This window comes from Anaerovibrio sp. JC8, from assembly GCF_002100115.1.
Lineage (GTDB): Bacteria > Bacillota > Negativicutes > Selenomonadales > Selenomonadaceae > Anaerovibrio.
This window is the reverse complement of sequence record NZ_ANBM01000002.1, coordinates 207,652-232,942: the sequence shown is the minus strand read 5'-3', so window position 1 is coordinate 232,942 and position 25,291 is coordinate 207,652. Positions and strand designations below refer to the sequence as shown.

General features: G+C 47.6%; 21 protein-coding genes. 13 read left to right on the top strand and 8 right to left on the bottom strand.

Annotated features, from left to right (window positions below; genetic code table 11):
- Positions 1-7 precede the first annotated feature (7 nt).
- The 6 genes from cysK to D081_RS02745 form a co-directional block, all read right to left on the bottom strand.
- On the bottom strand, positions 8-937 hold the full coding sequence (gene cysK, locus D081_RS02770; protein ID WP_085022602.1) for a cysteine synthase A: 930 nt from the start codon (positions 935-937) through the stop codon (positions 8-10).
- Between the two features lie 182 nt (positions 938-1,119).
- A complete protein-coding gene (dnaB, locus tag D081_RS02765) occupies positions 1,120-2,451 on the bottom strand; it encodes a replicative DNA helicase (RefSeq protein WP_085022661.1) in 1,332 nt (443 codons plus the stop codon).
- A 9-nt stretch (positions 2,452-2,460) separates the two neighbouring features.
- Complete coding sequence (lonC, locus tag D081_RS02760) at positions 2,461-4,452, bottom strand: Lon family ATP-dependent protease (RefSeq protein ID WP_085022601.1); 1,992 nt, start codon at positions 4,450-4,452, stop codon at positions 2,461-2,463.
- A 13-nt stretch (positions 4,453-4,465) separates the two neighbouring features.
- Positions 4,466-4,912 (bottom strand): 50S ribosomal protein L9, encoded by a 447-nt coding sequence (rplI, locus tag D081_RS02755; RefSeq protein ID WP_085022600.1) that lies wholly within the window; start codon positions 4,910-4,912, stop codon positions 4,466-4,468.
- Positions 4,884-6,905, bottom strand: a complete 2,022-nt coding sequence (locus D081_RS02750) for a DHH family phosphoesterase (protein WP_085022599.1) — start codon at positions 6,903-6,905, stop codon at positions 4,884-4,886. The genes rplI and D081_RS02750 overlap by 29 nt, the downstream gene beginning before the upstream one ends.
- A gap of 21 nt (positions 6,906-6,926) precedes the next feature.
- Positions 6,927-7,883: a YybS family protein gene (locus tag D081_RS02745; protein WP_085022598.1), complete on the bottom strand. Its 957-nt coding sequence runs from the start codon at positions 7,881-7,883 to the stop codon at positions 6,927-6,929.
- 166 nt (positions 7,884-8,049) lie between these two features.
- Between D081_RS02745 and D081_RS02740 the strand changes: the two genes are divergently transcribed.
- The 3 genes from D081_RS02740 (at position 8,050) to D081_RS02730 (ending at position 12,404) form a co-directional block, all read left to right on the top strand.
- Positions 8,050-9,564 carry a phosphomannomutase/phosphoglucomutase gene (locus D081_RS02740; protein ID WP_085022597.1) on the top strand — a complete coding sequence of 505 codons (1,515 nt, stop codon included), beginning with the start codon at positions 8,050-8,052 and terminating at the stop codon, positions 9,562-9,564.
- Between the two features lie 148 nt (positions 9,565-9,712).
- A complete protein-coding gene (gene purB / locus D081_RS02735; RefSeq protein ID WP_085022596.1) occupies positions 9,713-11,005 on the top strand; it encodes an adenylosuccinate lyase in 1,293 nt (430 codons plus the stop codon).
- 109 nt (positions 11,006-11,114) lie between these two features.
- Positions 11,115-12,404 carry an adenylosuccinate synthase gene (locus D081_RS02730; protein ID WP_085022595.1) on the top strand — a complete coding sequence of 430 codons (1,290 nt, stop codon included), beginning with the start codon at positions 11,115-11,117 and terminating at the stop codon, positions 12,402-12,404.
- 644 nt (positions 12,405-13,048) lie between these two features.
- Here the strand turns inward: D081_RS02730 and D081_RS02725 are convergent.
- A complete protein-coding gene (locus D081_RS02725; RefSeq protein WP_085022594.1) occupies positions 13,049-14,038 on the bottom strand; it encodes a hypothetical protein in 990 nt (329 codons plus the stop codon).
- Between the two features lie 237 nt (positions 14,039-14,275).
- On the opposite strand from D081_RS02725, the gene D081_RS02720 reads away from it, so the two are divergent.
- From D081_RS02720 to sufU, 9 genes are all read left to right on the top strand, one after another.
- On the top strand, positions 14,276-15,622 hold the full coding sequence (locus D081_RS02720) for an RNA-binding domain-containing protein (RefSeq protein ID WP_085022593.1): 1,347 nt from the start codon (positions 14,276-14,278) through the stop codon (positions 15,620-15,622).
- 112 nt (positions 15,623-15,734) lie between these two features.
- The gene (locus D081_RS02715) at positions 15,735-16,463 is read left to right on the top strand and encodes an ABC transporter ATP-binding protein (RefSeq protein ID WP_085022592.1); all 729 of its coding nucleotides are present in this window, start codon (positions 15,735-15,737) and stop codon (positions 16,461-16,463) included.
- Positions 16,464-16,475: 12 nt separating this feature from the next.
- Positions 16,476-17,396, top strand: coding sequence for a SufD family Fe-S cluster assembly protein (locus tag D081_RS02710; RefSeq protein WP_085022591.1), 921 nt, complete (start codon positions 16,476-16,478; stop codon positions 17,394-17,396).
- Between the two features lie 211 nt (positions 17,397-17,607).
- Positions 17,608-18,810 carry a glucosaminidase domain-containing protein gene (locus tag D081_RS02705; protein WP_085022590.1) on the top strand — a complete coding sequence of 401 codons (1,203 nt, stop codon included), beginning with the start codon at positions 17,608-17,610 and terminating at the stop codon, positions 18,808-18,810.
- Between the two features lie 189 nt (positions 18,811-18,999).
- Positions 19,000-19,767, top strand: a complete 768-nt coding sequence (sufC, locus tag D081_RS02700; protein WP_085022660.1) for a Fe-S cluster assembly ATPase SufC — start codon at positions 19,000-19,002, stop codon at positions 19,765-19,767.
- A 3-nt stretch (positions 19,768-19,770) separates the two neighbouring features.
- On the top strand, positions 19,771-21,177 hold the full coding sequence (sufB, locus tag D081_RS02695) for a Fe-S cluster assembly protein SufB (protein WP_085022589.1): 1,407 nt from the start codon (positions 19,771-19,773) through the stop codon (positions 21,175-21,177).
- 14 nt (positions 21,178-21,191) lie between these two features.
- Positions 21,192-22,025, top strand: coding sequence for a SufD family Fe-S cluster assembly protein (locus D081_RS02690; protein WP_085022588.1), 834 nt, complete (start codon positions 21,192-21,194; stop codon positions 22,023-22,025).
- The gene (locus D081_RS02685) at positions 22,018-23,253 is read left to right on the top strand and encodes a cysteine desulfurase (protein ID WP_085022587.1); all 1,236 of its coding nucleotides are present in this window, start codon (positions 22,018-22,020) and stop codon (positions 23,251-23,253) included. Before D081_RS02690 ends, D081_RS02685 begins: the two co-directional genes overlap by 8 nt.
- Positions 23,243-23,692, top strand: a complete 450-nt coding sequence (sufU, locus tag D081_RS02680; protein WP_085022586.1) for a Fe-S cluster assembly sulfur transfer protein SufU — start codon at positions 23,243-23,245, stop codon at positions 23,690-23,692. Before D081_RS02685 ends, sufU begins: the two co-directional genes overlap by 11 nt.
- A 269-nt stretch (positions 23,693-23,961) precedes the next feature.
- Here the strand turns inward: sufU and D081_RS02675 are convergent, their stop codons facing one another.
- On the bottom strand, positions 23,962-24,396 hold the full coding sequence (locus tag D081_RS02675) for a PaaI family thioesterase (RefSeq protein WP_085022585.1): 435 nt from the start codon (positions 24,394-24,396) through the stop codon (positions 23,962-23,964).
- Positions 24,397-24,632: 236 nt separating this feature from the next.
- Between D081_RS02675 and D081_RS02670 the strand changes: the two genes are divergently transcribed.
- Entirely contained in the window at positions 24,633-25,268 is a 636-nt protein-coding gene (locus D081_RS02670) for an HAD family hydrolase (RefSeq protein ID WP_085022584.1), read from the top strand.
- The last annotated feature ends 23 nt before the right edge of the window (positions 25,269-25,291 follow it).

The following is a 25,291-nucleotide window of genomic DNA, read 5'->3' as shown; positions in this document are numbered from 1 at the left end:
TAATCTTTTAGGAGAAAAGTGGTGTGGAGAGATAACGGTCGCCGGTATCCGGAAGCAGAACTACAATGTTCTTGCCCTTGTTCTCCGGCTTCTTGGCCTGCTGTACTGCTGCGGCCAGGGCTGCACCGGAAGAGATGCCGATGAGAATGCCCTCGCTCTGGGAGAACTGACGGCCATACTTGAAGGCATCATCGTTCTCAATAGGAGCAATTTCGTCGTAAATCTTGGTGTTCAGGGTATCCGGAACAAAGCCGGCACCAATGCCCTGAATCTTGTGAGGACCGGCAGTTCCCTTGCTGAGTACAGGAGAGGTGGCAGGCTCCACGGCTACTACCTTTACGTCCTTCTTCTGGGACTTGAGATATTCGCCTACACCGGTCAGGGTACCGCCTGTACCGACACCGGCAATAAATATATCTACATTACCATCGGTATCATTCCAGATTTCTGGGCCGGTGGTTTTTTTGTGGGCTTCTGGGTTGGCACTGTTGGTGAACTGGGATGGGATAAAGGAATGTGGGGTGTTCTTGGCCAGCTCCTCGGCCTTTTCAATGGCACCCTTCATGCCCTTGGCACCATCGGTGAGGACAATCTCTGCGCCATAGGCCTTCAGAAGGTTGCGGCGCTCAACGCTCATGGTCTCCGGCATGGTGAGAATAGCCTTGTAGCCACGGGCTGCGGCGAAGCTGGCAAGTCCGATGCCGGTGTTGCCACTGGTAGGCTCAATAATAACGGAATCAGCAGTCAGCTTGCCCTCGGCCTCAGCCTTTTCAATCATGGCCTTGGCAATTCTGTCCTTAACACTGCCGGCTGGGTTGAAGTACTCCAGCTTAACCAAAATATTTGCCTGAAGGTCATTTGCACGGGCAAAGTTATTAGCCTTTAAAAGTGGGGTACCGCCAATAAGTTCTGTAACACTGTTGAAAATTCTAGCCATAATAAACGCCTCCTGGATAGTAAAATTATAATTGCGTGGTGAAAACATATATGTTTAGTATGTTTGTATTGTAATACCTACCATTTTGGTTGTCAATAGAAAAATAGAAAATTTTTCAGTTTTTATTTTGGGACATAAAAAAAGCCCGACTTCTCATGGAGAAATCAGGCTTGTTGCTGATATTACTGCATTTTGGACAAATCGTTGAACCGGGTGAATTCCTTCTTGAAGAACATCTTCACTGTATCCACCGGGCCGTTACGATGCTTGGCCACAATAACCTCGGTTATGTTTTTGTTGGCGGTTTCCGGGTCATAGTAATCCTCGCGGTAGAGGAACATTACTATGTCTGCATCCTGCTCCAGGGAACCGGATTCACGCAAATCACTTAGCATCGGTCGCTTGATCTGGCGGCTTTCCACGCTACGGGACAGCTGGGAAAGGGCAATAACCGGAACATTCAGCTCACGGGCCACTGCCTTGAGGGAGCGGGAAATCTCGGAAATTTCCTGCTGACGGTTATCAGAGGAGCCCTTGCTGCTGCGGCCCTGCATCAGCTGCAGATAGTCGATGATAATCAAATCCAGCCCCTTTTCCGCTTTGAGACGGCGGGCCTTGGAGCGCAGCTCCATAACGGTAATGCCGGCTGTATCATCAATATAAAGGGGCGCTTCGGCCACCTTGTTGGCCACGTTTACCAGCTTGCTCCAGTCGGTCTTGTCCAGCTCGCCCTTGCGGAGCTTCTGGGAATCGATACCGCCCTCGGAGCACAGCATACGCTGAACCAGCTGCTGCTTGGACATTTCCAGTGAGAAGAAGGCCACGGTTTTGTGCTCCTTCAGGGCCACGTGGGCACCAATATTCAATGTAAAGGCAGTCTTACCCATGGACGGGCGGGCCGCCACCAGAATAAGGTCAGAGGCCTGGAGACCGGAGGTGAGCTTGTCCAAATCCGTAAAGCCGCAGGGAATACCCGTGAGGCCACCCTTGTTCTCGTAGAGCACATTGATTTTGTCAAAGGTCTCCATAACAATGTCCCGCATTGGGGTAAAGGCACTCACATTCTGGCGGTTGGCCACCTCCATAATCATCTTTTCCGACTTGTCGATGACATCGGCCACATCCTCGGAGGACTCGTAGGCCATGCCGGCAATGTCCGTGGCTGTGTTGATAAGGTGTCTGAGGTCAGACTTCTCCCGGACAATCTTGGCATGGTAGGTGACGTTGGCCGCCGTTGGCACCGTATTGGCCAGGGCCGTAATAAAGGTTACGCCGCCTGCCTTTTCCATGAGGTTCTCGCTGTTGAGATACTCGGAAACGGTGACAATGTCCGCCGGCTCATTTTTATTGAAGAGGCTCAGCATGGCTTCATATACAATTTTGTGGGCATCACGATAGAAATCCTCAGGCTTCAGAATCTGGGATACCTCGGCGATGGCCTCTTTTTTTATGAGCATGGCCCCCAATACAGCCTGCTCTGCATCTATATTTTGTGGGGGAACTCTATCAATCATTGGCATTTGTTAATCCTCCCGGGTCTGAGGCTCCGGCCCCAGCAGTAAGTCAAAGGCTTCCTTGGCAGTGGTGACCGGATGAATGTCCAGCCCCAGATGATTCTTTGGTATATCCTTGCTGTTTTCCTTAGGGATAATAAGGGTCTTTATGCCGGCCTGTTTGGCACCATAGGCCTTTTCAAAGACACCTCCCACGGGACGCACCCGGCCCTGAAGGGAAATTTCTCCCGTTACCGCCACATCCTGACGGATAGGCCGCTTGGTAATGGCGGATAAAATGGCCGTGAGAATGGCGGTGCCCGCACTTGGCCCGTCAATATTGCCGCCGCCGATAACATTGATATGAATATCGTAGTCGTGGATATCCTTGCCCGTTAGCATGCGTACCACAGAGGCCGCATTGAATACGGAATCCTTGGCCATGCTGCCGGCAGTTTCGTTAAAACGCACGGTGCCCTTGCCCTTTTCATGGGCCTCAAAGGCAATGGCCTCAATTTCAATGACGGAGCCCAAGAAGCCTGCCACACCCAGACCGAAGATATGGCCTACCTCCAGACGGTCGGAGGCCTTCTTGGTAACGTAAGGACTCAGACGGCTCACCTGGGCAACCCTGTAAATATCAGCCTTTTCAATGGCCACAGGATTATCGGCAGCCTGATCCCATTCCTGCTGGGCGTTGCGCTCCAGGGCAAGGCTGTAGGCATCTGCCAGAATATTAATGGCCTTGCGGCCCTCAATGGTATATTCACTGATGAGCTCTGCCACGCCCTCTCCTAAGTCGGCGGAGAGCTTTTTGGCGGCATTTCTCACAATTTCCTGAATGTTGGCAGGAGTCAGAGGCTCAAAATAAATCTCGGCACAGCGGGAACGGAGGGCCGGATTTATGTGGGAGGCCTCCCGGGTGGTGGCACCAATCAGCACGAAATCAGCCGGTGCACCCTCCTCAAAGAGCTTCTTTATATATGGCGGAATCTTCTCGTCAGCCGGGTCATAATAGGCGGACTCAAAGTAGGCACGCTTATCCTCCAAAACCTTCAGCAGCTTGTTTTGCAGCATAACGTCCATTTCGCCGATTTCATCAATAAAGAGAATACCACCATGGGCGTCGGTAACCAGGCCAGGCTTTGGCTCCGGAATGCCGGTGTCTGCCAGATCGCGGCGGGCCCCCTGATAAATCGGGTCATGAACGGAGCCCAATAATGGGTTGGTCATATCCCGTGGGTCCCAGCGTAGGGTGGTACCATCGGTTTCCACAAAGGGTGCTTCGTCACCGAAAGGAGACAGCTTCCGCTTTTTGGCCTCCTCCAGCACCAGACGGGCGGCAGTGGTTTTGCCCACTCCCGGAGGTCCGTAGAGAATCAGATGCTGTGGATACGGGGAGCTGAGCTTTGCCAGCAGGGAATCCACGGCCCGTTTTTGGCCCACTATTTCCTCGGTGGAGGAAGGCCGCAGCAGCTCCATGACGGACTGGGTCAGGCTGACCTTCTCCAGTTCCTCAAGATGCTCCCGCTTTTTCTGCTCCAGAGGAGATTCGGCATTCTTTTTCTCCTCCTTGAGAATCTGCATCTTGATGTCCTTAACGTAATCCTGATGGTTTTCCTCCAGGCGCTCCGCCACCTTTTTCTCAAGGTCGTCCTCCACGGAACGGCGGGCCAGAATATCGGAAAACTGCTCCGTCAGCTGCTCCAGAATGGCCAACAGCTCACCATCCTTTGGTACTTCCTTGATGGTGGGATTGTCGTTAATAATTCTCTGTAAAGCAAGTACACGCTCACCTCTTTTAGGTGAGCGCACATACTGTAAAGCATCCATTTTTCCGGCCTTGATAACCAGCTTGTCGGAACCGTAGTAGTCCACCAGCAGATTAAACAGGGCGTCAATTTTTCTGTCGATTTCATCCCGTGGACCCATTTCAGCCTCCAGAGCGGCCTTGGCAGACTCCAGATTGGCTTCCCGGTCCTGGGTTTTAAGATTTAATAATTTGGAAAAGAAATTTTTCATGGATAAAAACCTGTTAGCCCTGTACCACTTCTACTTTAATGGTGGAAGTGATTTCAGGGTGAACCTTGATGACTGCCTCGTAGGTGCCAACACCGGAAATTTCAGTCTTAAGGGAAATTTTACGCTTGTCAATGTCAATGTTGTGCTTCTTCTTCAATACGTCAGCCACATCCTTGCCGCCAACGGAGCCGAAAAGACGGCCGTTTTCACCGATTTTAACAGGAATGGTTACGCTGACCTGGGACAGCTGGGCTGCCATGAGCTTGGCCTCGTCAGTGTCCTGTGCCTTCTTGCGGGCAGCGGAGCCGGCCTGGGCCTTGGCCACATTTATATTATTGGAGGTTGCCTCCACGGCCACCTTCTTTGGCAGCAGGAAATTGCGGCCGTAGCCGTCGGAAACCTCTACAATTTCACCTTTTTTGCCGACGTTCTTAACGTCCTTCTGCAGAATTACTTTCATTCTTATCGTACTCCTCTATAAACGTATTTGTGTATTCCAACACCTGGTTATAAACATCGTCCACTGTTCCATCCTTCAGCTGGGTACCGGCCACATTCTGATGACCGCCGCCGCCGAAGTTCTCCATAATGAGCTGGACGTTGATTTCACCGCTGGAACGGGCACTTACCCCCACGGTGTTTGGCGTCAGCTGGAATATAACAATGCTGACCCGTACCCCTTCAATGCGCAGCATGGAATCAGCCACCTGGGCTGCCACCACCTGAATGTTGGCGGCATCAGGGCACTTGGTAATAATAAGGCCATTTGGCAGCATATTGGCGGCCGCCTTGGCCTGAGCCTCTGCCACTTCCGTTGCAAAGTCAGTTCTGAAGAGCTGGCGCACAGCCACCAGATCTGCTCCCCAACGTCTCAGATATGCCGCAGCCTCGAAGGTGCGGACACCCACCTGTACGGCAAAGTTCTTGGTATCCACCAGAATACCGCAGTAAAGGGCAATGGCCTCAATGCGGCTGATCTTCAGCTCATCACCGAAGTACATCAGCAGCTCTGTTACCAGCTCACTGGTGGAGCTGGTGGCGGTTTCCGTGTAGGCTATCTTGGTATCCTTGATGCAGTTTTCACTGCGGCGGTGGTGGTCGATGACCACTATCTGGTCAATGCGCTCCAGCATTTCCGGAGCGGCAGTGAGATGCGGAATAAAGGTATCCACCACAAAGAGCACCGGATTTTTGGCGGTGATGTTTACCACCTTGTCATTTGGAATGAAGATTCCGGCGTACTCCTCACGGCTGGCGAGCATTTCAATAATCTTGTCAATGCCCTCGTTCATGTCACTGAGAATAATATGCACCGGCTTTTCCAGGGTCTTGGCCATGCGGGCCACACCCATGGCAGCACCCAGGGCATCAAAATCCTCGTTGTGATGGCCCATGATGAAAATCTCATCGGCAGTCTGCATGAGAGCCTTGATATTGGAGGCCATAACGCGGGCCTTAACCCGGTTCTGCTTCTCCAGTGCCTTGGTCTTGCCACCAAAGAAGCTGGTCTGGCCGTTCATGAGAATGGCCGCCTGGTCACCGCCGCGGCTCAGGGCCAAATCCAGCATGGCCTGTGCCTGCTGGCCCATTTCAATGTAGGTCTGGCGGTCAGCCACGGCAATACCCATACTCAGGGTAATTGGCAGCTTGCTGGTGGTATTGAACAGATTATGAATCTTGTCCAGAATGTAGAGCTTTTCACCGATGGCCATATCAAGATTGCGGCGCTCGATGAAGGCAATGTACATATCCCGGCTGATGTGACGGGAATAGCCCTCCAGATGGGTTATCCATTCGTCAATCATCTTGTTGGCCTCGAAGGTCAGGCTGTTTTTCTCAGCATCGTTGAGGCCCTTCAAAACGTCATTGTAGTTATCAATCTGAATATACATGAGAACGGAGCGGCTGTCAGCGTGAATCCGCTTCAACAGCTGCAGCGGGGTATCGTCAATTACGTAAAGGGCCATGAGACCACAGGAATCCTCCTTGGTGGCGATAGGCACATGCTTTACCTTGTAATGGACATTCTCATGGATAAATACGGTTTCTCCATTCTTGCCCCAGATGGAATTAAGGTCCAGCTCCGGCCAAAAGGCATCCTCACCCTTTGTAATGGCCATTCCGTATTCGGGAATAACCCGGATATGCTTTTCCAGCTCCTTGTTGAACCACTGGAGCCGTCCGTTCTTGTCTGTCAGCACGATCATCTGCGGCAGATTGTCCAATGCAAAATTGGACGCATCATTTACATTGCTGATAACCGTATGACAGTAATGGGCAAATTCCTCACTGCGGTACCGGCAGCGCTCGTATCCGAAAAACAGGGTGGCGCACCAGACCATCAGGGCCGCCGCACCGATATACCAGTTGTATAGAAACAGCACCACCACCAGCAGCAGGGCCGCCAGATGGATGATGGCTATATCAATCCAGGCATTTAGATTTCTAGGCATGTTACAAACCTCGATTCTCACTTAATTGCGATTTTTTGAAAATCGCCTGCGATAATCAAAAATCATATCAAAGAGGCCCACAAAGGCCAACAGCTGGGCCAACAATCCGTTGATGAATATAAAGGCAATGATAATCCAGAACATCCATCGGGAAATCTTGCCTCTCAGAACATTGCTCAGTATGGCCACCCCCTGGACAAAGCCGGCCAGGGTAGTCAGGAAAAATACGTTGTAGGAAATCTGCTTCAGCAGCTCAATGCTGCGGGATTCACCCCAGTAAATTCCCACCAGTGAAAAGCCAAACAAATAAAACAGGGCCACTGGCAGACGCCACTGGTCAAGGGTTGGCAGCCCCGGAAGATTATAGCCCAGACGCTTCAGCACCCTGCGGCCCACCACAAAATTAATGAGGGTGGTAATCAGGCCGGAGCAGATCACGATAAGCGGCATGAGCATCCCCACCATTTTAAAGGCCTGACCGAAGTTTTCCTTCATCTCGGCCACCTTCTCAGGCGGTACTCCCATGGTTTCGTAGGCGGATATTGAGGTGTTGAAGGAATCCTCCATTACCTCCAGCTCCATGGTGAATGGATTAATGCCAGTCACGGCCAGGAACAGCCCCAATGCCAGCAGCATGGCAATTACAGCTGTTAACAGGGACATGAGCAGGGTCTGTCCTGCAGGCAGGCCCTTTCTGAAGCCGTAGCCCAGGGCAATGGCCGGTGGCGCAAAGCCGATTACCAGCCTTAGTGCCGACATGGGCTCAATAAGTATGGCCATAATAATGCCGGCGGCCAATACGCTCAGCAAAGCCCATTTCAGGCCATGCCGTACCTCCAATATCAGTATGGGCAGGGGCCAAACCAGAATGGCCACTTCACCCAACAGGGGGATATAGACTCCCGCCAATGCAACTATGACAGTGATGGCAGCCAAAAGGCCGGATTCTGTCATAGATTTTATTTTTACATCTGCCATGTTGTTAAATTCTCCTTACTAAATAACATAGGGCACTGCCCCACATTAATTCAGTATTATATCATCTTATGAAAAAACATGCTACCTATGGCATCTTTACGGTACTAATATTATAATGTAAGGTAGCAATAAACATAAAATTTATATATATCCGGAGGTGCTCAATATGATGGATGAAAAGAAAATGCTGAAGCTGCAGAATGGCAGCGACATACGTGGCGTAGCCATGGAAGGGGTTGAAGGCGAGGATGTCACCCTTACCCATGACGTGGCCAATGTCATTGGTGCAGCTTTCGTTAATTTTTTGGCGGAAAAAACTGGCAAGCCGGCCAATAAGCTGAAGATTGCCGTGGGTCATGATTCCCGTCTCAGTGCCGTATCCTTGAAGGAAGCGGCCATTGAAGGCGCCATGAATCTGGGGGCAAGAGTCTTTGACTGCGGTATGGCTTCCACTCCTGCCATGTATATGTCCATTGTTTTCGAGGATACCCAGATGGATGGTGCCATTATGATTACTGCCAGCCATCTGCCATATAACCGCAATGGCCTGAAGTTCTTCACCGCCGAGGGCGGTCTGGAAAAGGCCGATATCAAGGCTATTCTTAAGGCAGCAGCCAAGCTGGAGCCGGCAGAGTATGATATCAGCGACGTGGAAACTTTGGAGCTTATTGAGCTCTATTCCGAATATCTCTGCGAGAAGATCCGGGTTGGTGCCAATCTGGAAGAGAATTACATGCAGCCTCTTTCCGGCATGAAAATCGTGGTGGACGCCGGCAATGGTGCAGGGGGCTTCTTTGCTGACAGGGTGTTAAAGCCGTTGGGGGCTGACACCACCGGCAGCAAGTATCTGGACCCGGATGGGCGGTTCCCGAACCATGTGCCAAATCCTGAGAACAAGGAAGCCATGGCTTCAATTAAAAAAATCGTCAACGATTCCAATGCTGATCTGGGACTGATTTTTGATACAGACGTGGACCGCATGGGCGCAGTACTGCCTGACGGCAAGACCTTAAGCCGCAATGCCCTTATTGCCATGATAGCCGCCATTCTGGCTCCTGACTATCCGGGCAGCACCATTGTTACTGACTCCGTAACCTCCGATGAGCTCACTGAATTTTTGGAGGGCAAGCTCCATCTGAAGCATCACCGCTTCAAGAGAGGCTACAAGAATGTTATCAATGAGTGTATCCGTCTCAATGAAAGCGGCACTGCGTCTCCATTGGCCATTGAAACCTCTGGCCATGGTGCCCTGCAGGAAAACTACTATCTGGATGATGGTGCATATTTGGCTGTAAAGCTGATTATTGCTGCCGCCAAGGCCAAGAGAGAGGATAAATCACTGGCCAGCCTTATTGAGGAGCTGGGTTATCCGGCTGAGGCCCGGGAGTACCGTCTGTACATCCGTGGTCTGGAGGATTACAAGACCTATGGACGCGGCGTATTGGAGGAATTTAAGGAGCTGGCCGAGGCCCGTGGTATTCAGGTGGCTTCCCCATCCTATGAGGGTGTCCGTCTGGTATTCTCGGATGAGGGCTGGATTCTTCTCCGTCTGTCCCTCCATGATCCAAATATGCCAATGAACATTGAGGGCAAGCATGCCGGGGACTGCGAAAAGCTCACCAATATTGCCCGGGAACTGGTATCCGGATTTGTTAATCTTGATGACAGCGTAATGTACTGAGGCCTGTGTATACATAGTCCAAGCGGTTGACAGTGTCTAAAGGCTAATGCTATGATATATGCGGATAACAATGGGGTGAATAATTATTACCCCGCCCGTTGAAACACGGGCAATAAGCTGTTTTCTTTTTTAAGGAGGAATTGCATCAATGATCGAACGGTATACCAACCCTGAGATGGGTAATATCTGGACATTACAGCATGAGTTTGAGGTTATGCTGGATGTAGAAATCGCTGCTTGTGAAGCCATGGCAGAGCTGGGAGAGATTCCAAAAGAGGCTGCTGTCAACATTCGCGAAAAAGCACATTTCGAGCTGGACCGTGTAAAGGAAATTGAGAAGGAAACCAACCATGATATTATTGCTTTCCTGACCAATGTGGCTGAGTATGTAGGCGACGATTCCAAGTATATTCACAAGGGGTTGACTTCCAGTGATGTTAAGGATACTGCACTTGGCATCATGATGAAGAAGTCTGCTGAGCTGATTATTGATGATCTGAAGAAATTCCGTGAGGTGCTGAAGCGCCGTGCTGCTGAGTTCAAGCACACTGTCTGCATCGGCCGTACCCACGGCATCCATGCAGAGCCTATGACCTTTGGTCTGAAGCTGGCTCTCTGGATGAACGAAATAGACCGTGACATTGAGCGTGTGGAGCATGCCAAGAAGGTTGTATCCGTTGGTAAGCTCTCCGGTGCTGTTGGTACCTATTCCAACATTAATCCTAAGATTGAAGAGCTGGTTTGCCAGAAGCTGGGCATTACCCCTGCTCCATTGGCTACCCAGGTTATCCAGCGTGACCGTCATGCCGAGTACATGACCACCCTGGCTATCGTAGCAAGCTCCTTCGAGAAGTTCGCTACCGAGATCCGTAACCTCCAGCGCACCGATATCCGCGAGGCTGAGGAATACTTCAGCCCAGGCCAGAAGGGTTCTTCTGCTATGCCTCATAAGCGTAACCCTATCACTTGTGAGCGTATTGCCGGCATGGCCCGTCTGGTTCGTGGTAATGCTTTGGCATCCATGGAAAATATTGCTCTCTGGCATGAGAGAGATATTTCCCACTCCTCCGTAGAACGTGTTATCCTGCCAGATTCTACCATTAATGTAGATTACTGCATCAAGAAGTTCACCAACATCATTGACAAGCTGCTGGTATATCCGGACGCCATGATGGAGAACTTGAATAAGACCGGCGGTCTGATTTTTAGCCAGCGTATTCTCATTGCCCTGGTATCCAAGGGTGTGCTCCGTGAGGACGCCTACAAGTGGGTACAGCGCAATGCCATGAAGAGATGGCTTGAGAAGGAAGACTTTAAGACCAATATCAGCAAGGACGAGGATGTAGTTAAGTATCTGTCTCAGGAAGAGATTGATGAGTGCTTCAAGGTAGATTACTTCCTCCGTCACGTAGACATGATTATGGCTCGCTTCGGACTGTAATAAATTGATTTTGATTTGTTAAAATAAGGGGCCGCCTAAGCGGTCCCTATAATTTTTTATAAGTGTATCGGGATATTTCCCAGATACCATTTTGAGGGGAGAGACCTTTATGGCTTCAGTAGTAATCCTGGGAACCCAGTGGGGTGACGAAGGCAAGGGAAAGATTGTTGATTATTTGGCACAGCAGGCAGAGGTTGTTGTCCGTTCTCAGGGCGGCAGCAATGCAGGCCATACCGTGGCCGTTGATGGTGTTGAATATAAATTGCGTCTTATGCCATCCGGTATTCTGTTCAAGGGTACCTTAAATGTGGTGGGTAACGGCGTTGCCTTTAACCCAAAGGTTATGCTTCAGGAAATGGATGGCATGATTGAAAAGGGTATTGATGTAAGCGGTATCCGTATCAGCAACCGTGCCCATGTGGTAATGCCATACCATTGTGAAATGGATGTCTGCCTTGAGGAAATGAAGGGGGCCAACAAGGTTGGTACCACCAAGAATGGTATCGGCCCATGCTATGTGGATCGTGATAACCGTATTGGTATCCGTGTTTGTGACTTCATCGACAAGGAAGAATTTGCCAAGCGCTTAAAGGAAAATCTGGCCATTAAGAATAAGCTGATGGCGGGCGTTTTTGGCAAGGAGCCATTTGATTATGAGGCTATCTTAGAGGAATACAATGGCTATGCTGATCGCCTCCGTCCTTATGTATGTGATACTATTGCTCTTCTCCACGATGAAATCAAGGCTGGCAAGAAGATTCTCTTCGAGGGTGCCCAGGCCACTATGCTGGATATTGATTATGGTACCTACCCTTATGTAACTTCTTCCCATCCTGTTTCTGGCGGTGTTTGCGTTGGTGCCGGTGTGGCTCCTCGTGATATTGGCAAGGTTGTGGGTGTTGTTAAGGCATATTGCACCCGCGTTGGTGAGGGCCCATTCCCAACTGAGCAGCTTAACGAAATCGGCGACAAGATCCGCGATGCTGGTCATGAGTATGGCACAGTTACCGGCCGTCCACGTCGTACAGGCTGGTTGGATGCTTGCGTAGTACGCTATGCTGGTATGCTTTCCGGAATTGATTACATGGCCATTACCCGTCTGGATATTCTGGACATTATGCCAGAAATCAAGATGTGCGTAGGCTACAAGTACAAGGGCGAGATGCTTAACGAGATTCCTGCATCCCTTAAGGTGCTGGCTGAGGTAGAGCCTGTTTACGAGACCTTCGAGGGCTGGCAGACTGATATCAGCGGCATCAGAAAGTATGAGGATCTTCCAGAAAAGGCCCGTATTTATCTGGAGCGCATGGCTGAGGTTACTGGTATTAAGCTGGGCATCGTATCCGTTGGTCCTAACCGTGATCAGACCATCATCATCGCTGATGACTTATTTAAATAATTAGGATAGAATAACATAAGCCTCAGTTTCAGGTTCAATAAACTAGAAACTGGGGCTTTGTTATTAAAAGATTATGTTTAAATTGGCATTGGTAATGACTGATTCAAATGAAAACAATAGGATAAAAGATTTTGAAAATGCTCCATTAATAGCTGCCATTATATGTATTATGTAATGTATATGCAAATCTACATTCTACGCTGTGGAGGAAATTGTTGTGGATATTGCGGATATTGCATTGGTGGAGGCGGAGATGGCATTTTGCTTTTTAAATCATTACTACCGCATATTGGGCAGCAGGGTTGTTTGAAGAATATATAATAAAAGATATATATAAGGAGCCAAAAACCACCCGTGAAAAGTGTTAAAATTATTTGAAGGAACCAGTTTGTATGATACCGAGGATTAACCATACGTTGGCAATATGGACAATATTTCATGGAAAAACGCCTCCTTAGTAAATATACAATTTTGTAAGAATTTAATGTTACATTTAATATGCACTAATGTTGTGATAACATATATTTGTACAAAAAATACTTTGCTAATTTAAAATAGAGTTCTAGCAAAACATATATCTGAGTTAGTGATTAAAAATCATATATACCACTACAGGCTATAGTCAACCTGAGGTTATGCCGCTTTTATTTGCGTGTTATTCCTGGAAATTGATTGTCGAATCCTTTTTTTAGATTATGGTAAATGCAATCTAAAACTTTAGATTCTCCTAATTTCTTTTGTTGATACAGAAATTCTTTTTGCCACTTGCCCTTACTCGGATTAATTTCTATCAAGCAAGTCGATATTGTGTTATCACTATAGTCCACAATAGTATAAAAACGCATGTCTTTAGCATAAAGTTCATCGGTAATTTTCATAGGTGGGGAGAAATCAACCATTATCCAACATTTATACCATTTAGAATCTGTGAACGTCGGATTTATAGAACTTACATCTAAGTATATTGTTTTAGATATGTCGTTTTCATTGTATGTGTCTAGCTTCATCATAAAATCTTTTCGGCCACTCCACGACATCTCACATTTTTTGATCATTTCATCTTTGTATTCACCATATAATTCCCCCCAACGGCTAGGGTCTTTTTTTATTTCATGTATTTCGGCTTCCCTGGTACGGCGCGATATTAAAAAATCTCTTTCTCCAAAGAAAGCCTTCCAAGATGCTAAACCTTCTATAACTCCTCCCCATTGGTCCAAACCAAGGTCGCGTAAATATAAATCACTGGTCCATGAATTGTTATAATCAAAAAAATTCATGGAATTATATTTTTTATACAATTTGCCTTCAGTTGGATCATATACATAGTCAACCCAGGCTCTTATCAATGCACAGTTGTCATCGGTTGCAAGTATATTGCCTACACCTGGAATTTTACTTAAAAAATCTCGTCGACCTTCGGGTGTATTAAAAACAATATATTCAATTCCTGTAATTTCTGTGTCACCCAAAGAAAAAGTTATAGCATCATTATCTTGTATTGAAGGGTTGATATAAATTGAAACAGGATAATTTTCATCAAAACTTACACAAATCCAATTTGATGGAGGAGTAAATGCGAATACTGGATTGTGTAAAACAAAAATACTAAACACAATAGCAAATATTTTTTTCATATTATTTATTCCTTCTCAAAGTTTAATATAATACTTATTCATTAAACGTACTTCCTATGCTTAATAAATTATTCTCTATAATAATAAAAAATCCTCCTTTGATGAAAATAGTACGTTTATCTTGTATTGCACTACTTGTCATGTATAGTTACGTTATGAAATAAATAGAAGTGACATTAGAAGTGACAAAATGTCACTTCTAATGTATAATATTGTAGCTTACGAGGGGGAATTTCAGTGAATTTAGGAAAAGAAACAGAAACACTTGAATTTAAGAAAACCACTGGTGAAATGAAAGAAGCAATGATTTCCATAGCATCAATTTTAAATAAGCATGGTGTAGGCACATTATACTTTGGCGTAAAGCCTAACGGATATGTCTTTGGACAGGTTGTGTCTGAATCATCATTAAGAGATGTATCTAGGAATATTTATGAATCAATAAAACCACAAATTTATCCAGCAATTCAAGAAGTAATTTTTGAAGGACATAGTACAATTAAGGTGGAGTTCAGCGGTGAAAACGTACCATATTCCGCTGCTGGCCGATACTATTTAAGGACAGCTGATGAAGATCGTGAAGTAACGCCAGAAGAACTGAGAGTTTTTTTTGGTACTAATAAATACCGTGAAAAGTGGGAAAAAACACTTTCTGATATAACAGAGAAGCAGATAGATAGGCGCATTATTAAGATGTTTTGGCAGAATGCAATAGAAGCGGGAAGATTACCTCAAGGGAGATATACTTGTCCGATTATTTTGAAAAGATTTGGTCTTGTAAGAGATGGTTTTTTAACCAATGCAGGTGAAGTTCTTTTCGGTAATAATCATCCAGTGTCATTGAAAGTTGGGATATTTGCTACAGATGAGAAGTTAACTATTTTGGATATGAAACTTTATGAGGACAATATATTTAATCTTTTAAAGTATGCAGAGGAATATATTCTTAAGAATATAAGATGGCGCAGTGAAATAATTGGTTTGGAAAGGAATGAAATTCCTGAAGTGCCAGTGACTGTCATCAGAGAAGTTTTGGCAAATAGTTTTGCTCATGCCATATATGGCGGAAGAACTACTCATGAGATATGTATCCATCCAAGTATGATTACTATTTATAGTCCAGGTGAATATGCAAGTAAATATAAGCCAGAAGATTATATTAAAGGTAATATTGAGTCAGAGATACGGAATCCAATAATAACGAAAATTTTGTTCTTGAATAAATCCATTGAAAAATTTGGGAGCGGCTTCAAAAGAATTAATAGTTTGTGCAAGGATGCTGGTGTAGAATACTCATACGTCAATGGCGAGAATGGGTTTAAATTTATGCTAAAAAGGAATTCGCTTAGAAGTGACATTGAAAATGTCACTTCTAATGTCACTTCTGTTGAAAAATTGAATAGTACAGAAAATACCATATTAGCACTTTTAAAGCTAAAGCCAGATTTATCAAGAGAGGAATTGGCAACAAAAACATATAAGACGATTCGAACTATTCAACGAACTTTGAATTCTTTACGAGATAAGGGATATATTGAACGAGAAGGAGCAAAACAAAATACTATTTGGAAAGTGAAAAAATAAGTATTGATATATGGAAAATGTCATTATTTGCGTACATACTTGTAAAAAGGGTATAATACGAGGTAGTATTTGTGTTGATAAGATGTGTGTTTATGCTTAGTAGGAGAAAATTATGCTTGAATTAAAGGATTTGACCTATCAGGTTGAAGAAAATAATGAGACTTTAACTATTATTGATCATCTCGATCTCACCATAGATGATGGAAAGTTTGTAGTTATTACCGGCCCTAACGGCGGTGGCAAGTCTACCCTTGCCAAGCTGATTATGGGGGTTAAGGAGCTTACCTCCGGCCAGATGATTTTTGACGGGGAGGATATTACGGATTGCTCCATTACTGACCGTGCCAGAAAGGGTATCAGCTTTGCCTTCCAGCAGCCGGTGCATTTTAAGGGCATCAAGGTGCTGGATTTGCTGCGGCTGGCCACCGGCAAGAAAATTTCCGTCAATACTGCCTGCGAGTACCTCTCCAAGGTGGGGCTCTGTGCCAAGGAATACATTGACCGTGAGGTAAATTCCTCCTTGTCCGGCGGTGAGCTGAAGCGTATTGAAATCGCCACCGTGCTGGCCAGAGGCACCAAGTTCTCCATTTTTGACGAGCCGGAGGCGGGCATTGATATCTGGAGCTTCCAGAACCTTATTCAGGTCTTTGAAAATATTCGCAAGACCGTCCAGGGTACCGTGCTGATTATTTCTCATCAGGAGCGGATTCTTAACATTGCCGATGAAATTATTGTCATTGAGGACGGCAAGGTGAAGACGCAGGGCCCTAAGGATGAGATACTGCCTGAGCTGTTGGGGACTGCCGACGCAGTAAACAGAGCTTGCAGCAAGATGAGTTAAGGAGGCAGTTTGATGTTAGATAATATTCAGAAGCAGCTGCTGACAGAGGTAGCTGACCTTTATAAGATGCCCAAGGGGGCTTATAATATCCGGGCCAACGGCGAAAAGGCGGCCCGCAATACCACTGAGAACATTGATATCGTAACCAAGACCGACAAGCCGGGCATCGATATTATTATCAAGGACGGCACCAAAAATGAGAGCGTTCACATTCCGGTGGTGCTCAGCGAAAGCGGCATCAAGGAAACTGTTTACAATGATTTCTATATTGGTGAGGACTGCGACGTGGTTATTGTGGCCGGCTGCGGTATTCATAACTGCGGTACCCAGGATTCCCAGCATGACGGTATTCACCGCTTCTTTGTGGGGAAAAATTCCAAAATCCGTTATGTGGAAAAGCATTACGGCGAGGGTGACGGCCGTGCCAAGCGTATTCTGAACCCTGTTACCGAGGTTTACCAGAAGGAAAACAGCTATGTGGACATGGAAATGGTGCAGATAAAGGGCGTGGACAGCACCCACCGCATTACCAAGGCGGAGCTGGATGCCGGTGCCACCATGATTGTTCATGAGCGCCTTATGACCCATGGGGATCAGAAGGCCACCAGCGTGTACGAGGTGGAGCTCAACGGGGAAGGCTCCAGCACTGATGTTATTTCCCGTTCCGTAGCCAAGGACAGCTCCGAGCAGATTTTTGAGGCGGCCATTATCGGCAATACCGTCTGCAATGGCCATGCGGAGTGTGATGCCATTATTATGGACAATGCCCATGTGGTGGCTGTACCGAAGCTGGATGCCAAAAACGTGGATGCTGCCCTTATTCATGAGGCAGCCATCGGCAAAATCGCCGGTGATCAGCTCATTAAGCTCATGTCCCTTGGTCTTACCGAGGCCGAGGCAGAGGAGCAGATTATTGGCGGCTTCTTAAGATAAAAATATAACGAGCTTTAAGATGTCCCCACCTTTTTAGGTGGGGGGAAAACAAACTACAACAGCTGGCGAGCATATCTCCCAGCTCGTTGAAACGCTAATTGGAAGATTTTTCTTCTAAAGAAGAAAAATTTGAACACTGGCGTTATAAAGACAAGGGACTGCAACAGCGGTCCCTTTTTCGTAAATAAAAGGAAGAAATGGAGGCTGGGGTATGAAAAATCTGAAGTATGTGCAGTATCTGGGCAGGCTTATATTGTGTGCAGCATTTATTGTTGGGCTGGCCGGCCTTATGAGCATTGGGGAAGCCGAGGAGGGGCAGGAAATCCATCACCGCCTCACCCACTACAAGCCCGTAAACAGCTGGAACAAGGTGGCGGACAAGGACAAGGTTACCATCATGGGACCGGCTACTCTATCTCAGAAGCAGATGGTACAGTACATCCTCTCCCGCAACCAAAACCCGAAGATTAACTGCACGCTGGAGGAGCTGGTGGCCTATTACTATGAGGAGGCCGGCGATGAAGGAGTCCGTCCCGATATAGCCCTGTGCCAGGCCCTGAAGGAAACCGGCTTCTTTAAATATGGCAACGATGTAAAGGCCATGCAGAATAACTATTGTGGTCTGGGAGCCCTGGGCAACGATGTTCCCGGCTATACCTTCTATACACCCCAGCGGGGAGTTCGGGCCCATATCCAGCATCTGCTGGCCTATGCCACCACCCGCATGCCAAAGAAACAGCTGGTAGACCCCCGGTTCATGGTTTTGGTGGAGAAATATCCGCATTATCGGGGAGCCGCAAAATACTGGCCTGATTTAAACGGCCGCTGGGCAGTGCCGGGCACCACCTACGGTCAGGATATATTGAGACTGTGGCGGGAGGCCGGGCAGTTTCAGGGGGAAGAAAAGGACTTGAATAAGGCCCTGGAGGCAGCCCGCCGCCAGCCGGACAAGGTGGAGGTATGGGAACGGGTTTATGATCTGGCCCATGCTGACGGCAACTATGAGATGGCCATCCTTAGCACAGACCGCATACTGAAGCTGGACAAGAAAAATATTGCTGCCCATGTAAAGCGGGCGGATATTTATCGGGAATGGGGCTACAATGAAAAAGCCCTGAAGGACTACAATACCGCTCTGGGGATGGATGAAAACAATTACGCTGCCCTGTCTGGACGGGCTTACCTCTATGCCAGCAACCAGTACACGGATCAGGCCCTGGCGGATTATAATCTGCTGCTGATTCTGAACCCAACTGATACGGTGGCTCTGTATAACCACGGCTGTCTCCTGGCAGACAAGGAAAAGTACCGTGAGGCCATGGATGATTTGGAGATGCTCCTCACCCTGGAGCCGGACAATGACATTGGCAAACAGGCCTATGAGGATTTAATGATTTGTGTTAAAAACAAGTAAATAACTTTAAAAGATTAATCCCGCTTTCCTTTTGAAGGCGGGATTCTTTTATTTCCTATGAATTTAGTAGGAATTATTGACAGGGAGGAAAAAACACCCTATTATAAGAGCGTAACGAAAACTTAGTAAATTGGTCAGAATAAATACAGATAGTGTGGCTGCTTATTCTGCATGGTATGGGAGAGATACATTATGGAAAAATTACTGAATATCAAAAATTTGCAGGTCAGCGTGGCTGACGGTGAAGCCGACGGGGCCCTGAAGGAAATTCTGAAGGGCATCAATCTGGAGGTTAACAAGGGAGAAATTCATGTGGTACTGGGGCCAAACGGCTCCGGTAAGTCAACCCTCATGAATGCCATTATGGGGCATCCAAAGTATCAGATTACTGACGGCACCATGGACTTTGAGGGTGAGGATTTACTGGAGCTTAAGACCTTTGAGAGAGCCCGCCGTGGTATTTTCCTGTCCTTCCAGACTCCGGAGGAAATTCCCGGCATCACCGTGGAAAATATGATTCGTACTGCCAAGCAGTCCATAACCGGGGAAAATATAAAGATTTTGAAGTTCCGCAAGGAATTGAAGGCAGCCATGAAGGAGCTGCAGATGGATGAATCCTATGCCCAGCGCTATATGAATGTGGGCTTTTCCGGGGGCGAGAAGAAGCGGAATGAGATTTTGCAGATGCTCATGCTGCAGCCAAAGCTGGCCCTTCTGGATGAAACTGATTCCGGCCTTGATGTGGATGCCATACAGATTGTTTCCAATGGGGTCAAGAGATTTCACAATGAGGACAATGCCTGCCTGATTATTACCCATAACACCCGCATTCTGAAGCAGCTCAAGGTGGACAGGGTTCACGTGCTCATGCAGGGCAAGCTGGTGGCTGAGGGCGGCCCTGAGCTTATTGACAAGATTGATAAAGACGGATTCGGTTTTTTGCAGGGAGCTGAGTAATATATGGCACAGGAAAAGACTTATATAGAGGATATTGAGCGTACCCTCTATGACATAAAAAATGTTGATAAATCTAAATACAAATCCCAGTCCGGGCTGACGGAGGACATTATCCGGGATATATCCGCCAGAAAGAATGATCCGGAGTGGATGCTGGAGTTTCGCCTGAAGTCTTTGGAGGTGTACAATCAGCTGTCCCTTCCAAACTGGGGGCCGGACCTTTCCGAGCTTAACATGGATGAAATTGTAACCTATGTACAGCCCGATGCCAAAATGACCGGCAGCTGGGACGAGGTTCCGGATGATATTAAGGAAACCTTTGACCGCCTGGGGATTCCGGAGGCAGAGCAGACCTCCCTGGCAGGTGTGGGGGCCCAGTATGATTCCGAGGTGGTATACCACAGCATTCAGGAGGATCTGGTAAAGCAGGGTGTTATCTACACCGATATGGAAACGGCCCTTCATGAGCATGAGGAAATTGTAAGGGACCATTTTATGAAGCTGGTACCGCCAAAGGACCACAAATTTGCGGCCCTTCACGGTGCCGTATGGTCCGGTGGCTCCTTTGTGTATGTGCCTGAAGGGGTTCATGTGGAGATTCCCCTCCAGTCATATTTCCGCTTGAATGCCGCCGGTGCCGGCCAGTTTGAGCATACCCTTATTATTGTGGAAAAGAATGCCAGCCTTCACTTCATCGAGGGCTGCAGTGCTCCTAAATACAATGTAACCAACCTGCACGCAGGCTGTGTGGAGCTTTTCGTCAATGACGGGGCCCGGCTGCGGTATTCCACCATTGAGAACTGGTCCAGAAATATGATGAACCTTAATACCAAGCGGGCGGTAGTTGGCAAGGACGGCATTATTGAATGGGTTTCCGGCTCCTTCGGTTCCCATGTTTCCATGCTGTACCCATGCAGCGTATTGAAGGGTGAAAATGCCAAGTGTGAGTTTACCGGCGTTACCTTCGCCTCCAAGGGGCAGAATCTGGACACGGGAGCCAGTGTAATCCACTGTGCCCCTCATACCTCTGCCAATATCAGCACCCGTACCATTTCCAAGGCCGGGGGCAAGGCAACCTACAGAAGCGCGGTCAAGGTGACTAAAAATGCTCCTTACGCCAAGTGCTCCGTAAACTGTGAGTCGTTGATGCTGGATGATATTTCCCGCTCCGATACCCTGCCAACCATGGACATTGAGGGGGATGAGGCGGATATTGGCCATGAGGCAACCATTGGCCGTATCAGTGATGAGGCTATTTTCTATCTCATGAGCCGTGGTATCAGCGAGGAGGAGGCCCGTTCCATGATCGTAAGGGGCTTTGTGGAGCCTATTGCCAAGGAGCTTCCGCTGGAATATGCCGTGGAAATGAACAATCTGGTAAATATTGAGCTTGAAGGCACCATGGGTTAAGGGAGGCGTTTGGAATGAGTAAGGTACAATTTAGTGAGATTCCTATGCGGACCTGGAACTGGCTGGGTGTTAACGAGGCTGCAGTGGACAGTGAGCTTTTGGCGGAAGCCCGGAAGCTGGATGTAAATATTGAGCCTGACCATCAGGAGAATATGGTGGTGGAGTATCGCCAGGAATCCTATGGGGCCGTAAATATAAATGTTGGTGAAAATGCCAGCCTGAAGCTGACACAGCTGCAGCTTCTGCCCGAGGACAGGGAGCATGCCAATGAAATAAATATTGTTTTGGAGAAAAATGCCAGAATTCAGCTGGTGGCTGTGGAAACCGGGTCCAGGGCATTTGCCTCCAAGGTAAATATAGTTTTGAAGGGGAATAAATCCCGGGCTGATGTTTCCGTGCTGTACTTCGGTGACGGGGACCGCAGCCTTGATATGAACTATGTGCTGGATTTTCAGGGGAGAAAGACCGTAGGGAATCTGGAGGTTTACGGGGGCCTTATGGGCCAGAGCCAGAAGATTTTCCGGGGAACCCTGGATTTTAAGCAGGGTGTCAAGCAGGCCAAGGGCTACGAAAAGGAAAATGTGGTGGTGCTGTCCAAGGGAGTGCGGAACCGCTCCGTGCCGATTATGCTTTCCGGTGAGGACGATGTGGTGGGCAACCACGCTGTCAGCTCCGGCAAAATCAGCGAGGACAAGCTACATTATCTTATGAGCCGTGGACTGAATCCTGTGGAGGCCCGGAAGCTGGTGCTGGAGGCGGCCTTTAATCCTGTGCTGGAGCTTATTGATGACGAAAAGCTGCGGCAGGAGATTGATTCTTATATAAAGGAGCGTCTTGAAAATGAGTGAAAACGTGAAATATAAAAAAGACTTTCCTTTATTGGGAAAGCCAATGGGGAATAGCCCTTTGGTATATCTGGATAATGGGGCCACCACCCAGAAGCCTCTGGAGGTGATTAAGGCCATTGAGGAATATTATGACAGCTTCAATGCCAATCCCCACCGCGGGGCCTATGATCTCAGCATTAAGGCTACGGACATCTATGAAAATGCCCGTAGCAAGACCCAGAAATTCATTAATGCCAAATATTCCCATGAGATTATTTTTACAAAGAATGCCACGGAATCCCTGAATCTGGTGGCCTACAGCTATGGCCTTTCCCATATTCAGACCGGGGACGAGGTCCTCATTGCCATTTCGGAGCACCACAGCAATTTGGTGCCCTGGCAGTACGTGTGCCAGATGAAGGGGGCTACCCTGAAGTACATTTATCTGGAGGCTGACCACAATCTTTCCCGTAAGGATATTGAGGAAAAAATAACCAGTAAAACCAAGGTGGTGGCCGTGGCCCAGGTTTCCAACGTGCTGGGGCTGGTAAATCCTGTTAAGGAGATTATTGCCAAGGCCCATGCCGTGGGAGCAGTAGTTGTGGTGGACGGCTCCCAGAGCGTGCCCCACATGGCTGTGGATGTACAGGATATGGACGCAGATTTCTTCGTCTTTTCCGGCCATAAAATGCTGGCCCCTATGGGTATCGGTGTTCTCTACGGCAAGGAAAACCTTCTGAATGATATGCCGCCATTTCTTATGGGTGGTGACATGATAGATTACGTGGAGGAGCAGCACACTGATTATGCTCCCCTGCCTGCAAAATTTGAGGCAGGCACCCAAAATGTGGGCGGGGCGGCAGGACTTTCGGCAGCCATTGATTACCTTAATAAGGTAGGCTTTGACTACATTGAACAGAAGGAAAGGGAGCTGACGGAGTACGCCATTGGCCGCATGAAGGAAATGGATTACATCGAGCTTTATGGCTGTGACAGTACCCGGGACAACAAGACGGGAATAGTTACCTTCAATGTGAAGGAGGTACATCCCCATGATGTGTCCACTATTATGGATGCCCACGGTGTGGCTATAAGGGCAGGACACCACTGTGCCCAGCCACTGATGATTTACTTGAAGCAGAATGCCACCTGCCGGGCCAGCTTCTATTTCTACAACAGCAGGGAAGACGTGGATAAATTTATTGACGCATTATCAAAGGTGAGAGGAGTGCTGGGCCTTGGAGCTTGATAGCATTTATACAGAACTGATTTCAGAGCATAGCCGCTCTACGGAGCATAAGCATCATTTGGACTGTCCAAATATGTGCCTTAAGGGCAGGAATCCCAGCTGCGGGGATGAAATTACCCTGGAGCTCAAGGTGGAGGATGGCTATATTAAGGATGCGTCCTTTGTGGGCATTGGCTGTGCCATTTCCCAGGCCTCCACTTCCATCATGATTGACCTTATAAAGGGTGAGTCCGTGGAACAGGCTAGGCATCTGGCCAATCTGTTTCTCCGCATGATTAAGCGGGAGACCCTGTCGGAGGAGGAAGAGGAGGAGCTGGACGAGGCCTTCGCCCTGAAAAATATCTCCAATATGCCGGCACGGGTGAAGTGTGCGGTGCTTTCCTGGCATACACTGGAGGAGGCCTTTAAGGAAGCAGAGGAAAGCCATAAAATCGGTTAATATATTGCCAAAGTCATAAAACTGAATAAAAGACAGTAAATAAAAGCTGAGGTGTGCCTATAGCACGAACCCGTCACTAAAACTTTTTCTTGTACTTATATAGTGAGTAAAATTACAACTCGCTTCGCTCAAACAAGTAATTTTCCTCACTAATATATAGGTAATACAAGAAAAAGTTTCTTACGCTCCGGTTTCTATTGCTCTAGTCACGCCCCAGCTTTATTTTTACTATATTTGGTACTGTTCTTGATTTTAGTCTTGCGTTGCCCTTAGTTGCTTTCTGCCAGCAATTTGCCGATGACGAAAAAGCTGCCGCTGGCCTTGCAGAAGAGCTTCCCATCCTCATTTTTCAGTTCTGTTTCGCACATCATGGTGCGGGAGCCGTTATGCACCACCTTGCCCACTGCAATGAGCTTTTCCCCCAGAGGCACTCCCTTGATAAAGTTCATATTGAAGGACAGGGTAACCACCTTTTTGTTGTGGGAAAGGCAGGCGGCACCCATGGCAGTATCTGCCAGGCTCATCAGGGCCCCACCGTGGGACATTTCGTAGAAATTGGTGTGCTTCCGGTCGATTTTCATTTCCAGGGTGACCTCACCCTCCTCCACATTGTCCACCCAAATGTTTAAAAGTTCCACATAAGGATTATCCTTGTAAAAAAGCCGCAGATGCTTGGTAAGTCTGTTTACGATACTGTCTGTCATTTGTAATACCTCGCTGATTTTCTTTTTGTTACCTGTGATATAACGAGCTTTAAGATGTCCCCCACCTCTTTAGGTGGGGAAAACAAACTGCAACAGCTGGCGAGCATATCTCCCAGCTCGTTGAAACGCTAATTGGAAGATTTTTCTTCTGAAAGAAGAAAAATTTGAACAATGGCGTTATAATATACACTATGATATAGATTATACGCCAATTGGCTGGAAAAGGAAAAAGCTGCATGAAATATAAGTATTATTTTTTTGATTTTGACTACACTCTGGTAAACTCCGAAAAGGGCATTGTGGGCTGCTTCATAAAGACTTTGGAGGAGCTGAACCTGCCCCAAAAGCCCTGGGACGAAATGAAGCTCACCATTGGCATGCCAATGCTGGACGCCATTACCCGGGTCAGCGGTATTACCGATTTAGGGGAAAAGCGCCGCTTTCTTACCATTTACAAGAAGTATGCGGCGGAATTAATGACCCCCAATACGGAGTTTTTTCCGGATACCATTGCCACTCTGGAGAAGCTGAAAGCAGCGGGCTGTACCGTGGGAATTATCTCCACCAAGACCCGCCATCGGATCGAGGAAAAATTCCAGCAGGACGGCTATGAGCACCTTATAGATTTTATTATCGGCAGTGAGGATACCACCGCCAGCAAGCCGGACCCTCAGGGCATAAACATGGCCATTCAGCGCACCGGGGCGGCACTGGAGGACATAATCTACGTGGGAGATAGTCTCTACGATGCCGGGGCGGCCCAAAATGCCGGGGTGGATTTTGCTGCCGTCCTTACGGGAAATACTGTAAAAGAGGCATTTGCCCCTTACCCGTCAGTTCAGATAGTTAATCATTTAAGTGAGCTGGAATAATTCTTGAATCATGACCAACTACA

Excerpts from the sequence above, each read along its gene's own strand:
- cysK (WP_085022602.1), bottom strand. The coding sequence starts at position 937 with ATGGCTAGAATTTTCAACAGTGTTACAGAACTTATTGGCGGTACCCCA.
- dnaB (WP_085022661.1), bottom strand. The coding sequence starts at position 2,451 with ATGATTGATAGAGTTCCCCCACAAAATATAGATGCAGAGCAGGCTGTA.
- lonC (WP_085022601.1), bottom strand. The coding sequence starts at position 4,452 with ATGAAAAATTTCTTTTCCAAATTATTAAATCTTAAAACCCAGGACCGG.
- rplI (WP_085022600.1), bottom strand. The coding sequence starts at position 4,912 with ATGAAAGTAATTCTGCAGAAGGACGTTAAGAACGTCGGCAAAAAAGGT.
- D081_RS02750 (WP_085022599.1), bottom strand. The coding sequence starts at position 6,905 with ATGCCTAGAAATCTAAATGCCTGGATTGATATAGCCATCATCCATCTG.
- D081_RS02745 (WP_085022598.1), bottom strand. The coding sequence starts at position 7,883 with ATGGCAGATGTAAAAATAAAATCTATGACAGAATCCGGCCTTTTGGCT.
- D081_RS02740 (WP_085022597.1), top strand. The coding sequence starts at position 8,050 with ATGATGGATGAAAAGAAAATGCTGAAGCTGCAGAATGGCAGCGACATA.
- purB (WP_085022596.1), top strand. The coding sequence starts at position 9,713 with ATGATCGAACGGTATACCAACCCTGAGATGGGTAATATCTGGACATTA.
- D081_RS02730 (WP_085022595.1), top strand. The coding sequence starts at position 11,115 with ATGGCTTCAGTAGTAATCCTGGGAACCCAGTGGGGTGACGAAGGCAAG.
- D081_RS02725 (WP_085022594.1), bottom strand. The coding sequence starts at position 14,038 with ATGAAAAAAATATTTGCTATTGTGTTTAGTATTTTTGTTTTACACAAT.
- D081_RS02715 (WP_085022592.1), top strand. The coding sequence starts at position 15,735 with ATGCTTGAATTAAAGGATTTGACCTATCAGGTTGAAGAAAATAATGAG.
- D081_RS02710 (WP_085022591.1), top strand. The coding sequence starts at position 16,476 with ATGTTAGATAATATTCAGAAGCAGCTGCTGACAGAGGTAGCTGACCTT.
- D081_RS02705 (WP_085022590.1), top strand. The coding sequence starts at position 17,608 with ATGAAAAATCTGAAGTATGTGCAGTATCTGGGCAGGCTTATATTGTGT.
- sufB (WP_085022589.1), top strand. The coding sequence starts at position 19,771 with ATGGCACAGGAAAAGACTTATATAGAGGATATTGAGCGTACCCTCTAT.
- D081_RS02690 (WP_085022588.1), top strand. The coding sequence starts at position 21,192 with ATGAGTAAGGTACAATTTAGTGAGATTCCTATGCGGACCTGGAACTGG.
- D081_RS02685 (WP_085022587.1), top strand. The coding sequence starts at position 22,018 with ATGAGTGAAAACGTGAAATATAAAAAAGACTTTCCTTTATTGGGAAAG.
- D081_RS02675 (WP_085022585.1), bottom strand. The coding sequence starts at position 24,396 with ATGACAGACAGTATCGTAAACAGACTTACCAAGCATCTGCGGCTTTTT.
- D081_RS02670 (WP_085022584.1), top strand. The coding sequence starts at position 24,633 with ATGAAATATAAGTATTATTTTTTTGATTTTGACTACACTCTGGTAAAC.